11 protein-coding genes are annotated in these 11,542 nt (G+C 73.6%); 8 read left to right on the top strand and 3 right to left on the bottom strand.

From position 1 onward, the window contains the following. Positions 1-39: 39 nt before the first annotated feature. Positions 40-960, bottom strand: a complete 921-nt coding sequence (locus tag ACZ4TV_RS00815; RefSeq protein WP_468129255.1) for an NADP-dependent oxidoreductase — start codon at positions 958-960, stop codon at positions 40-42. Positions 961-1,002: 42 nt separating this feature from the next. Then, complete coding sequence (locus tag ACZ4TV_RS00810) at positions 1,003-1,734, bottom strand: DUF2470 domain-containing protein (RefSeq protein ID WP_468129253.1); 732 nt, start codon at positions 1,732-1,734, stop codon at positions 1,003-1,005. Positions 1,735-1,890: 156 nt separating this feature from the next. Between ACZ4TV_RS00810 and ACZ4TV_RS00805 the strand changes: the two genes are divergently transcribed. From ACZ4TV_RS00805 to ACZ4TV_RS00790, 4 genes are all read left to right on the top strand, one after another. After that, positions 1,891-2,286, top strand: a complete 396-nt coding sequence (locus ACZ4TV_RS00805) for a cell division protein SepF (RefSeq protein WP_214941072.1) — start codon at positions 1,891-1,893, stop codon at positions 2,284-2,286. 381 nt (positions 2,287-2,667) lie between these two features. Next, positions 2,668-3,933, top strand: a complete 1,266-nt coding sequence (locus ACZ4TV_RS00800) for an AAA family ATPase (protein WP_468129890.1) — start codon at positions 2,668-2,670, stop codon at positions 3,931-3,933. Continuing rightward, positions 3,930-4,316: a nucleotide pyrophosphohydrolase gene (locus ACZ4TV_RS00795; protein WP_468129250.1), complete on the top strand. Its 387-nt coding sequence runs from the start codon at positions 3,930-3,932 to the stop codon at positions 4,314-4,316. The genes ACZ4TV_RS00800 and ACZ4TV_RS00795 overlap by 4 nt, the downstream gene beginning before the upstream one ends. A 123-nt stretch (positions 4,317-4,439) precedes the next feature. Continuing rightward, positions 4,440-4,925 (top strand): DUF6099 family protein, encoded by a 486-nt coding sequence (locus ACZ4TV_RS00790; RefSeq protein ID WP_468129248.1) that lies wholly within the window; start codon positions 4,440-4,442, stop codon positions 4,923-4,925. Between the two features lie 66 nt (positions 4,926-4,991). Here the strand turns inward: ACZ4TV_RS00790 and ACZ4TV_RS00785 are convergent, their stop codons facing one another. After that, the gene (locus tag ACZ4TV_RS00785) at positions 4,992-5,171 is read right to left on the bottom strand and encodes a hypothetical protein (RefSeq protein ID WP_468129887.1); all 180 of its coding nucleotides are present in this window, start codon (positions 5,169-5,171) and stop codon (positions 4,992-4,994) included. 322 nt (positions 5,172-5,493) lie between these two features. Between ACZ4TV_RS00785 and ACZ4TV_RS00780 the strand changes: the two genes are divergently transcribed. Genes ACZ4TV_RS00780 through ACZ4TV_RS00765 form a run of 4 tightly spaced genes read left to right on the top strand, consistent with a single transcriptional unit; the run spans position 5,494 to position 11,409 of the window. Next, the gene (locus ACZ4TV_RS00780; protein ID WP_468129246.1) at positions 5,494-6,417 is read left to right on the top strand and encodes an LLM class F420-dependent oxidoreductase; all 924 of its coding nucleotides are present in this window, start codon (positions 5,494-5,496) and stop codon (positions 6,415-6,417) included. A gap of 11 nt (positions 6,418-6,428) precedes the next feature. Then, entirely contained in the window at positions 6,429-7,328 is a 900-nt protein-coding gene (mmuM, locus tag ACZ4TV_RS00775; protein ID WP_468129244.1) for a homocysteine S-methyltransferase, read from the top strand. 38 nt (positions 7,329-7,366) lie between these two features. After that, positions 7,367-8,851 carry a 3' terminal RNA ribose 2'-O-methyltransferase Hen1 gene (locus tag ACZ4TV_RS00770; protein WP_468129242.1) on the top strand — a complete coding sequence of 495 codons (1,485 nt, stop codon included), beginning with the start codon at positions 7,367-7,369 and terminating at the stop codon, positions 8,849-8,851. Further along, positions 8,848-11,409 (top strand): polynucleotide kinase-phosphatase, encoded by a 2,562-nt coding sequence (locus tag ACZ4TV_RS00765; protein WP_468129240.1) that lies wholly within the window; start codon positions 8,848-8,850, stop codon positions 11,407-11,409. The genes ACZ4TV_RS00770 and ACZ4TV_RS00765 overlap by 4 nt, the downstream gene beginning before the upstream one ends. Positions 11,410-11,542: the final 133 nt, after the last annotated feature.

Here is an 11,542-nt window from a genome sequence, read left to right as displayed (position 1 = left end):
TCCGGCGCGGATCGCTCCGGAGGAGCCGCCCGGCCGTGCTCAGACCGTCAGGACGATCTTGCCGCGCGTGCGGCCCGAGGCGCTCAGCTCCCAGGCCCTGGCCGCCTCGGCCAGGGGCAGCGCGTGGGCCACGTGGGCGGTGAGCTTGCCCGCGTCGGCCAGCTCCGCGAGGAAGGTCAGGCCGGCGGTGTCCGGGCGCACCCAGAGCTGGTGGGCGCCCTTGGCGGCCGCCTCGTAGTCGGCGATGGAGACGACCCGGCCGCGCTCCTTGACCAGCGACTGGAGGATCTCGACGGCGCCCTCCCCGTAGAAGTCCAGCCCCGCGTCGACGCCTTCGGGGGCCAGCTCGCGGACCCGCTCCGCGAGCCCCTCCCCGTACAGCACCGGCTCGGCGCCGAGGGAGCGCAGGTAGTCGTGGTTGTGGGCGCCCGCCGTGCCGATGACCCGCAGGCCGAGCGCCACCGCGATCTGTACGCCGAAGGAGCCGGTGCCGCCGGCCGCGGAGTGGATGAGGACGGTCTCGCCCGCCTTGAGGCCCACGCGGGTGAGCGACTGGTAGGCGGTGAGGCCGGCCAGCGGGATGCCCGCGGCCTGCTCGAAGGTCAGCTCGCGGGGCTTGCGGGCGAGGGTGCGCACCGGTGCGCTCACCAGCTCGGCGTAGGTGCCGAGCTCCACCCACTCCTTGCGGACGTAGCCGTAGACCTCGTCCCCGATCTCGTAGTTGAAGGTGTCCGGGCCGACCGCCTCGACGACTCCGGCGACGTCCCAGCCCGGTATGACCGGGTGGCGGACTTCGAGGATCGGGTCGAGGTATCCGGCGGCGAGCTTCCAGTCCACCGGGTTGACGCCGGCCGCCCTGACGCGGACGAGCACCTCGCCGGGCCCGACCTTGGGCTGCGGTACGTCAACGAGCGTGAGGGTTTCGGGAGTTCCGTATGCGTTGTACGTGATGGCCTTCATGATCGTGCCCAACAAGGGCCCACGGGCCGGTATTCCGACCGCTCAGGCGGGCAGGGTGTTGCGGTGCGAGCGCCGGCGGGCCGCGCTGAAGAGCGCCTGGATCTGCGCACCCGACTGCTCGACGTCGTCGAGGGGCGAGGGGAAGGGCAGCCGTACGTCGTGGTGGCCGCGCCGCTCCTCCAGCCGCAGGGTGATCCCGTACCGGTCCATGGCGAGCGGCAGCGCGCGGACGACCGCGGCGGTGGGCAGCGGCTCGACCAGGCGCAACAGCAGGGTGACGAGGTCGTGGTGGTCGTCGAGGAGGTGGGTGAGCATGCCCGCCTCGTAGGGGGCGAGCGGGTCGGGGCAGGCCGCGTCCAGCTCTTCGAGGCCGACGTACGATCGGCCGTCCGGGGTTTCGAGGACGGCCCGGTCGAATTCCATGCAGGTCGAGCCGGTGCCGGAGCCGGTGTCGTAGCCGGTGGCCGCGTCGGAGTAGGGGGTGAGCAGGCGGCCCAGCACGGTGACGCGGGCGCGCACCCGGTCCCGTACGGGGGTGGGGGCGACGTCGGTGAACTCCAGCCGGATCGAGGGCCGGTACTCGGCTTCGCCACCGGGCTCGGCGGGGTGCAGGTGCAGGCGGCCCATCGGGTCGGTGCCGTCGAGGTGGCGGACCTCCGTGCGCAGCCCGTCGGTGACCACGGTCATCGAGTGGGCGGCGGTCAGGATCGACCGGACTCGCTCGGCGTCGGCGGGCCGGGCGGCCGGGGTGGCGGGGGCACCGAACATGCGCATGCGGATCTCTCCATCGTCCGGAAACTTAGGTATGCCTAACCTAACCTATCTCGCCCGCCGGGAGTACCCGGCGTGGTTCGTGTCGCTGTTGGGCTGAACGGGTGAAACGGGAGAGGATAGGGGGATGCACATGAAGCGCGCGGCCGAGGCGGCCCGGTGAGCAGGTACGACGTCACCGACGAACAGTGGGAGGGGCTCGCGCAGGTGGTCCCCCTGCGCAGCCGCAACGAATGGCCCTCCCGGGTGGACCACCGCACGATCCCCACGACGCCCGGGGCGTCGGCGGCGGAGCAGCGGCGCTTCGTGGTGATCAGGGTTCAGATCTTCGCGGACGCGCGGGAGGTGGCGGAGTACCTGATCGCGCAGATCCCGGTGCTGCTCGACCTCACGGGCGCGGACAGTGAAGTGGCCAAGCGGATCCTCGACTTCAGTAGCGGCGTGGTCTTCGGACTCGGCAGCGGGATGCACCGGGTGGACCGGAACGTCTTCCTGCTGGCGCCGGTGGGGACCGAGGTCGAGGGGATCGCGGCAGCGGCCGTCCCCCGATCGTAGGAAGGTCCCGCGAGGGAACGGTTCGCCGGGTCCACGGGGGGTCCGGCGGCCCGTACCGTCCCGCGCATGGACGCCACCCTGGACGCGCCGGTGGGGCGCACCGCCGCCACCGCCGCCGTCGCGTTAGCCGAAACCCGCACCGCCCCCGCCCCGGCCGGCCCGGCCCGCGAGCCCCTTGTGGCCTCCGCCGCGCCCGTGCGGGCCGATGCCGCGGCGGTGACCGTGGTCCCGCCCCGGCCGACCGCTCCGCCGGCCGCCACTACGCCGGCCGCCACTACGCCGGCCGCCACTACGCCGGCCGCCATTACGCTGGCCGCTCCGGCGCCGGCCGGTGAGGCGCTTGTGGCCTGCGCCGCACCTGTGTCGGTCGATGCCGCGGCGGTGACCGGGGGCCCGACCCGGCCCGCCACTTCACCGGCCGCTCCGCCGGCCGCACCCGCGGCGGCCGCTCCGGCGCCGGCCGTGCCCGCGCAGGCCGGGCCGGGCGGGTCCGGGCGTCCTGCCGAGCCCGCGCAGCCGCAGCCGCACCGGCGGCCCGTGGTCACCGAGTTGCGGCTCTCCGCCTTCGCCGCGCACCGGTCGGCCGCCTTCCCGCTCGGGCCCGTCACCCTCTTCGCCGGGCCGAGCGGCAGCGGCAAGTCACAGGCCCTGGCCGCCTACGAGGCCCTGGCCGGGCTGGGTTCCGGCGCCACGCTGGAGGAGGCCTTCCCGGACCCGGGCGCCCGCATCCCCGACCGGGCCGTTCCCGACGCGCAGCGGCGACGCGGATTCCGCCTCGGCTGCACGGTCGACGGCCCCACCGGTCCCGTCCGGCTCGACCTGGCCGTCCAGGCCGAACCCACGCTGCGGATCGTCGGCGAACGGCTCTCCCAGGACGGGCAGATCCTGCTGGCCACCGCCCTGCGCGATCCCGGCCGTCGCTCGGTGCAGGCCGCCTGGCTGACCGGCGGAGCCGTCGGCGTCACCAGGGCGCCGCTGCCCGACGACCGGCTCGGGACGGCGCTGCTCCCGCTCCGCGTCGCCGGATCCACGGCCGGCCAGCGGCAGGTCCTGGCCGCCGCCGAGCAGGTGGTGGTGGCCCTGCGCTCGGTGTTCCCCTGCGACCCCCGCCCGGACCGGATGCGCGCGCCCGTCCCGCCGGGGGAGGGCCGGCTGCTGGGCGACTGCGCCAACCTGGCCGACGTACTGCGCCGGACCCGCGACGAGTGCGGCACCCGCCACGCGCTGCTGGCGCAGGCGGCCCGTACCGGCTGCGCGGGGGCCGTCGCGGGGCTGGCCGTACGGGCTCCCGCCGGCGGCCCCGTCACGGCGGTACTGGACCGCGGCCCCGCCCGGCCCGCCACGGAACTGGCCCGGCTCGGCGCGGGCGAACTCCGCTTCCTCGCGCTGGCGCTGGTCCTGCTGACCGGGCCCGGGGTACTGGCCATGGACCCGGCGGCCGAACTGCTCTCCGCGCGACAGGCGCTGACGGTGCTGGCCGACGGCTTCGACCGCGACCTGGACCGGCGGCAGAGCGCCGAGCTGCTGCGCCTGGCCCTGCTCTCCTGCGGCCGCGGCCACGTGCGGCTGGTGGCGGCGGTGGGGGAGGAGACCGCGGCCGCCGCCCGCGGCCTCCCGGGCGTCGCGGTGGTAGACCTGACGGCATGAACGAGACGCAGGAGCCGCCCGAGCAGCGGCCCGACGAACGGCTGGACCGACTGCAGCGCCGGCTGGCGGAGTTCGCGGCGGCGCGCGGCTGGGAGCCGTACCACACGCCCAAGAACCTGGCGGTGGCGCTGAGCGTGGAGGCGGCCGAACTGGTCGAGATCTTCCAGTGGCTGACACCGGAACAGTCGGCGAAGGTCATGGAGAAGCCGGAATCCGCCCACCGCGTGGCCGATGAGGTGGCCGACGTACTCGCGTATCTGCTGCAGTTCTGTGAGGTCCTCGGGGTGGATGTGCTGGATGCGCTCGCCGCGAAGATCGAGAGGAACGAGCTCCGCTTCCCGGTGACGGGCAGTTCGACACCGAATCGTCACTCTTCGGAGTGATGGACTCATCCACAATCACGTTTCTGTCCACATTTTCCGAATACCCCTGGCTTTAATGGCCTGTTGCCCTCACTCTGGGTAGTGGTGAGGATGGCGGAATGTCGTGCGGACGGGGGACGGCATATGGATGCGGTACGGCTCATCGCGGCCGGCCGGCACGCGCTGGCACAGAGCGGGGCTGCGTGGGACATCGTGGGCGAGGCCTGGCAGGCCCAGGCGCTCACACAGGGGATCGGAGGCTATCTGGCGGTCAATGGGCCGCCGGAGCTGAGATCGGAGGCACGGGGACTGGGAGAAGCGGGAGGCAGAGGGTGCGGGGTGATCGACCGGGCGGCCCTGCGCGGCGAGGGCAGCGCGCCCGAGTATCCGGCGCGGGCGGCGCAGTTGAGCGAGGTGTCGGATCTGCGGCAGGTGCTGCTCGGACTCCAGGCGCTGCTGGGCGAGGTGGGAATAGCCCTGGTCGGGGTGGCCTGCGGGACGGACGAGGAGGCCCTGTACTGGCAGTGCATAGAGTCGATCGACGCCGCTGACGAGTCGAGCGACCGGGTACGGGCGATCCTGCGCCGCATGGCGGTCCGTGAGCGGGGGTCCGCCTCGGGCGTGGCCTGAGGTGCCGGCCACGTTGCCGGGCCGGCGCGGACGGGGGTCCCGTCGCGCGCGACGGGACCCGCACGGTCAGAGGGACCGGTAGGACGGGCGCTCGCTGTCCGGGATGCCGGGCGTGCCGGGGACGCCGGGTGTCCCGGGCGTGCCGGGCGTGCCGGAGGTGCGGTCCGTGGAGGACTGGAGGTCGGCGTCGAGCTGCGACAGGTCGGCGTTCAGCGCCGCCATCAGCTCTTCCATCTGCTGGAGCAGGCCCTTCGGCGCGCCGCCACCCTGTGCGGGTACCGCGGACTCCTGGAGTGCGTGGTCGTGTGCTGCCTGTCCGGTCGGTCCGGTCTGTTGGGGGGTTTCCGGCACGGCCTCGTGGGACATGGCGGCCTCCTCGGCCCTGGCCCTTCCAAGGCGGAAGGGGGCGGTGGACGCACCGGCAAAGGCCGCCGGCGCGCGGGCCGGGCGGTCCGGCTCCGTCCGAGCCAACGATCCCCGTCGGGGCTGGTCACTGGCGGCCCGACGGCGGACACGTCCGGTTGACGAAGATTCACCCTGCCGGGGCGGGAAGGGCAGGATGGGAGGCATGGATCTCCGCATTTTCACCGAGCCGCAGCAGGGTGCGAGCTACGACACCCTCCTGAGCGTCGCCAAGGCCACCGAGGACCTGGGCTTCGACGCGTTCTTCCGCTCCGACCACTACCTCCGGATGGGATCGGCCGACGGCCTGCCCGGACCCACCGACGCCTGGATCACCCTCGCGGGCCTGGCCCGCGAGACCAAGCGGATCCGCCTCGGCACCCTGATGACCGCCGGCACCTTCCGGCTGCCCGGCGTCCTCGCGATCCAGGTGGCCCAGGTCGACCAGATGTCCGGCGGCCGTGTCGAACTGGGCCTGGGAGCAGGCTGGTTCGAGGAGGAGCACAAGGCGTACGGGATCCCCTTCCCGGCGGACCGGATGTCCCGGCTGGAGGAGCAGCTGGCCGTGGTCACCGGCCTGTGGGCCACCGAGGCCGGCGCCACCTTCGACTACGCCGGCAATCACTACCGGGTGGAGAACTCGCCCGCGCTGCCCAAGCCCGCCCAGGCCAAGGTCCCCGTCCTCATCGGCGGCCACGGAGCCAAGCGCACCCCGCGGCTCGCCGCACGGTACGCGGACGAGTTCAACATGCCGTTCGCGTCGATCGCTGACAGCGAGCGGCAGTTCGGCCGGGTCCGCGAGGCGGCCGAGGAGGCCGGGCGCAAGCCCGACGACCTGATCTACTCCAACGCCCTCGTGGTGTGCGTGGGCAAGGACGACGCCGAGGTGGCCCGACGGGCCGCCGCCATCGGCCGGGAGGTGGACGAGCTCAAGGCCAACGGCCTGGCCGGCTCCCCGGCCGAGGTCGTGGAGAAGATCGGCGCCTACGAAGCGACCGGCTCCTCCCGCGTCTACCTCCAGTTGCTCGACCTCGACGACCTGGACCACCTGGAGCTGATCTCCGCCCAGGTGCTCTCCCAGCTCGGTTAGGTCCGAGACCGATGCCGCGCGCGTCCGGCCCGCTCGCCGAAGCCCTGGCCCGCAGGGTCGTCCTCCTGGACGGCGGGCTGAGCAACCAGCTCGCCGCCCAGGGCTGCGACCTCTCCAGCGCCCTGTGGACGGGCCGGGTGCTCGCCGAACGGCCCGACCAGGTGGAGGCCGCCCACACGGCGTACGCGCGGGCCGGCGCCGAGGTGCTGATCACCGCGAGCTACCAGATCGGCCCCGGCCACCCCCGGGCCGCCGCCCTGCTCCACCGCAGCGTGGAGCTCGCCGCCCGGGCGGCCGAGGCCGCCGGCCACGAGGTGTGGGTGGCCGCCTCGGTGGGCCCGTACGGAGCCGTGCTCGCGGACGGCTCCGAGTACCGCGGCCGGTACGGCCTGAGCGTGCGCGAGCTCGCCGCCTTCCACCGCCCCCGCATCGAGGCACTGCTCGACGCCGGCCCCGACGTCCTGGCCGTCGAGACCCTCCCCGACCCGGACGAGGCCGAGGCCCTGCTCACCGTCCTCGCGGAAACGGGCGCCCGGGCCTGGCTGAGCTACACCGTCGGCGGCGGCCGCACCCGCTCCGGCGGGCCCCTCCCCGAGGCCTTCGCCCTCGCCGCGCAGGCCCCGGAGATCATCGCCCTCGGCGTCAACTGCTGCGATCCGGCAGACGTCCTGCCCGCCCTCGAAGCGGCGGCCGCCACCACCCGCAAGCCGCTCCTCGCCTACCCCAACGACGGCTCCGTCTGGGACGCCGCCACCCGCACCTGGAACGCCCCCGAAACCCCCGCCCCCTGGCCCACCACCGCCTGGCAGCGCACCGGCGCCCGCCTCATCGGCGGCTGCTGCCGCATCGGCCCGCACCGCATCGCGGACCTCGCCGCGCGCCTGTCCCGGGATCCGGCCGCCGGAAAATAGGGCGCAGGCACGGCAGGTGAGCAGCAACAATCGGCCGTGTGTTCCTGACGATCTCCACCACCGGCTCCCTCGAACGACCCGCGACCGACCTGGGCTACCCGCTGCACAAGCATCCCGGGAAGACGCAGGCGTTCTCCACCTCCTACGGCACCGCCCACGTGTTCTACCCCGAGGCCACGGCCCAGCGGTGCACGGCGGCGCTGCTGCTGGAGGTGGATCCCGTCGCGCTCATGCGGCGCGGTCAGGGCAAGGGCCGGGGCGCAGCGCCCGACGCCGCGCTCGCGCAGTACGTCAACGACCGCCCGTACGCCGCGTCCTCGCTGCTCGCCGTCGCGCTCAGCGGGGTGTTCCGCACCGCCCTCAAGGGGCAGTGCGCCCTGCGCCCGGAGCTGGCGGAGCGGGCCCGGCCGCTGCGCGTCGAGATCCCGGTGCTGCCCGCGCGCGGCGGGGCGGAGCTGGTGCACCGGCTGTTCGACCCGCTCGGATGGGACCTCGTACAGGCCGAGGCCGTACCGCTCGACGAGCAGTTCCCCGAGTGGGGGGACTCCCGCTACGTGCGGCTCGTCCTGGAGGGCGAGCTCAGGCTCGCCGACGCCCTGCGCCAGCTGTACGTCCTGCTGCCCGTCCTCGATGACGCCAAGCACTACTGGATCGCCCCCGACGAGGTCGACAAGCTGCTCCGCGCCGGAGACGGCTGGCTCGCCGCCCACCCCGAGAACGGGCTGATCAGCTCCCGCTACCTGGCCCGCCACAAGAGGCTGACCCAGGACGCCATCGAGCGCCTGGAGCTGGTCCGCCTCGCCGAGGCCGACGGCAGCGAGGTGGAGGAGCTCGACAACGCCGTGGACGAGAGCCGTGACACGGAGGAGCGGCCCGTACCGCTCGCGGTGCAGCGGCGCGACGCGATCCTCGCCGCGCTGCGGGGCGCGGGCGCCGCCCGCGTCCTCGACCTCGGCTGTGGACAGGGCCAGCTGGTGCAGGCCCTGCTCAAGGACGTGTCCTTCACCGAGATCGTCGGCATGGACGTGTCCGTGCGGGCCCTCGGCATCGCGGCCCGGCGGCTGCGCCTGGAGCGGCTGGGGGAGCGGCAGAGCTCGCGCGTCACGCTCCTGCAGGGCTCGCTCGCCTATACCGACAAGCGGCTGGCCGGCTACGACGCGGCCGTGCTCAGCGAGGTCGTCGAGCACCTGGACCTGGAGCGGCTGCCCGCGCTGGAGTACGCGGTGTTCGGCTCGGCCCGCCCCCGTACGGTCCTCGTCACCACCCCGAACGTCGAGTACAACGTCCGCTGGGAGACCCTGCCCGCCGGGCACGTCCGCCACGGCGACCACCGCTTCGAGTGGACCCGCGAGGAGTTCCGCGCCTGGGCCGGCCAGGTGGCGCAACGCTACGGCTACGCGGTCGAGTACGTCCCCGTCGGGGACGACGACCCCGAGGTCGGGCCGCCGACCCAGATGGCCGTCTTCACCCAGGCCGACATCACCCCCGACACCGATACCCTGAAGGAGGGTGAGGCAGCATGACCGGCACCGAGACCGAGACCCACCGTCCGCGTGTACTCCCCGTCACCGATCTGTCCCTCGTCGTCCTGATCGGGGCCACCGGATCGGGCAAGTCCACCTTCGCCCGCAAGCACTTCAAGCCCACCGAGGTCATCTCCTCCGACTACTGCCGGGGCCTGGTCTCGGACGACGAGAACGATCAGAGCGCCAGCAGGGACGCCTTCGACGTCCTGCACTTCATCGCGGGCAAGCGGCTCGCCGCCGGCCGCCTCACCGTCGTCGACGCCACCAGCGTCCAGGCCGACGCCCGCCGTCAGCTGGTCCAGCTCGCGCGCGAGCACGACGTACTGCCCATCGCCATCGTCCTGGACATGCCCGAAGAGGTCTGCGCCGAGCGCAACGCGGCCCGCCCCGACCGGGCCGGGCTGCCCCGCGCCGTCATCCAGCGACACCGCCGCGACCTGCGGCGCTCGCTGCGGGGCCTGGAGCGCGAAGGCTTCCGCAAGGTGCACGTGCTGCGCTCCGTCGAGGAGGCGGAGACCGCTGAGGTGGTCCTGGAGAAGCGGTTCAACGACCTCACCCACCTCACCGGCCCCTTCGACATCGTCGGCGACATCCACGGCTGTTCCTCCGAGCTGGAGACGCTGCTCGGCAAGCTCGGGTACGAGGACGGCGTCCACCCCGACGGGCGCACCGCCGTCTTCGTGGGCGACCTCGTCGACCGCGGTCCCGACAGTCCGGGCGTCCTGCGCCGCGTCATGGGCATGGTGAAGTCCGGCAACGCCCTGTGCGTACCCGGCAACCACGAGAACAAGCTCGGCCGTTACCTGAAGGGTTCGAAGGTCCAGCGCACCCACGGCCTCGCCGAGACCATCGAGCAGCTGGAGCGGGAGCCGGAGGAGTTCGTCGAGGAGGTACGGGAGTTCATCCGCGGCCTCGTCAGCCACTACGTCCTGGACGGCGGCAAGCTGGTGGTCTGCCACGCCGGCCTGCCCGAGAAGTACCACGGCCGCACCTCCGGCCGGGTCCGCTCGCACGCCCTCTACGGGGACACCACCGGCGAGACGGACGAGTTCGGCCTGCCCGTGCGCTACCCGTGGGCCGAGGACTACCGCGGCAAGGCCGCCGTGGTCTACGGCCACACCCCGGTCCCGAACACGGCCTGGATCAACAACACCATCTGCCTCGACACCGGCGCCGTCTTCGGCGGGAGGATGACCGCCCTGCGCTGGCCGGAGCGCGAACTGGTCGACGTACCGGCCGAGAAGGTCTGGTACGAGCCGGTCAAGCCGCTCGTCGCCGACGCCCCGGGGGGTCACGACGGTCGCCCGCTGGACCTGGCCGACGTGCACGGGCGCCGGATCGTGGAGACCCGGCACCTGGGCAACGTCACCGTGCGCGAGGAGAACGCCGCGGCGGCCCTGGAGGTCATGAGCCGCTTCGCGGTGGACCCGCGGCTGGTCCCGTACCTCCCGCCGACCATGGCGCCCACCGCGACCTCGCGCGAGGAAGGCTACCTGGAGCACCCCGTCGAGGCCTTCGCGCAGTACCGCAAGGACGGCATCGCCCAAGTCGTGTGCGAGGAGAAGCACATGGGCTCCCGCGCCACCGTCCTGGTCTGCAAGGACGCCGGCGCGGCCCACGAGCGGTTCGGGGTGGAGGGGCCCACCGGCTCCGTCTACACCCGCACCGGGCGGCCCTTCTTCAAGGATCCGGAGGTCACCGAGGAGGTACTCACGCGGCTCCGCTCTGCCGTCACCGACGCCGGCCTCTGGGAGGAGCTGGGCACGGACTGGCTGCTGGTCGACGGGGAACTGCTGCCCTGGTCCCTGAAGTCCACCGGCCTGCTGCGCAACCAGTACGCCGCCGTGGGCGCGGCCTCCGGCGCCGTCTTCCCGGGCGCGATCGCCGCCCTGGAGGCCGCCGCCGCACGGGGCATCGACACCGGCGAGCTGCTGGAGCGCCAGCGCGGCCGGGCCGCCGACGCGGCCGCCTTCACCGACGCCTACCGCCGCTACTGCTGGACCACCGACGGGCTGGACGGCGTACGGTTCGCGCCCTTCCAGCTGCTGGCGGCGGCCGGCCGGTCGCTGGCCGCCGTACCCCACGACGAGCAGCTGTTCTGGCTGGACCGCCTCGTCGCCGCCGACGGGGCGGCCGGCACCGGGCTGCTGCGCCGCACCGGCCGGATCCTGGTGGACACCGCCGACGAGGACTCCGTACGGGCGGGCACCGACTGGTGGCTGGAGCTGACGGCCGCCGGCGGCGAGGGCATGGTCGTCAAGCCGCTCCAGGCGTACGCCCGGGACGGCAGGGGCCGGCTGGTCCAGCCCGGGGTCAAGGTGCGCGGGCGCGAGTACCTGAGGATCATCTACGGTCCGGAGTACACCCGTCCGGACCACCTGGAGCGGCTGCGCGAGCGGCACCTCGGCCACAAGCGCTCGCTCGCCCTGCGCGAGTACGCGCTCGGGCTGGAGGCGCTGGACCGGCTGGCGGCCGAGGAGCCGCTGTGGCGGGTCCACGAGGCCGTCTTCGCGGTGCTCGCGCTGGAGTCGGAGCCGGTCGACCCCCGGCTCTGAGCCGGGGCCGGTCGTGCCGTCGTCAAGTCGCGCACGCGGTTCCCCCGTTCATTAGGTCGTATGGGGGAACTTTCGCGGAGAACTCCGGGAAACCCACGGGCGGGATCGTTCATCCAGGGCAGCGGAATGTCCG

Source organism: Streptomyces sp. NPDC028910, from assembly GCF_055564955.1.
The sequence above is the reverse complement of the archived record's forward strand: the minus strand, read 5'-3'. Positions and strand labels throughout refer to the sequence as shown.

Coding starts and splice junctions, on each gene's coding strand:
- mmuM (WP_468129244.1), top strand. CDS start 6,429: ATGCCGCGCGCGTCCGGCCCGCTCGCCGAAGCCCTGGCCCGCAGGGTC.
- ACZ4TV_RS00810 (WP_468129253.1), bottom strand. CDS start 1,734: ATGCGCATGTTCGGTGCCCCCGCCACCCCGGCCGCCCGGCCCGCCGAC.
- ACZ4TV_RS00765 (WP_468129240.1), top strand. CDS start 8,848: ATGACCGGCACCGAGACCGAGACCCACCGTCCGCGTGTACTCCCCGTC.
- ACZ4TV_RS00795 (WP_468129250.1), top strand. CDS start 3,930: ATGAACGAGACGCAGGAGCCGCCCGAGCAGCGGCCCGACGAACGGCTG.
- ACZ4TV_RS00790 (WP_468129248.1), top strand. CDS start 4,440: ATGGATGCGGTACGGCTCATCGCGGCCGGCCGGCACGCGCTGGCACAG.
- ACZ4TV_RS00780 (WP_468129246.1), top strand. CDS start 5,494: ATGGATCTCCGCATTTTCACCGAGCCGCAGCAGGGTGCGAGCTACGAC.
- ACZ4TV_RS00815 (WP_468129255.1), bottom strand. CDS start 960: ATGAAGGCCATCACGTACAACGCATACGGAACTCCCGAAACCCTCACG.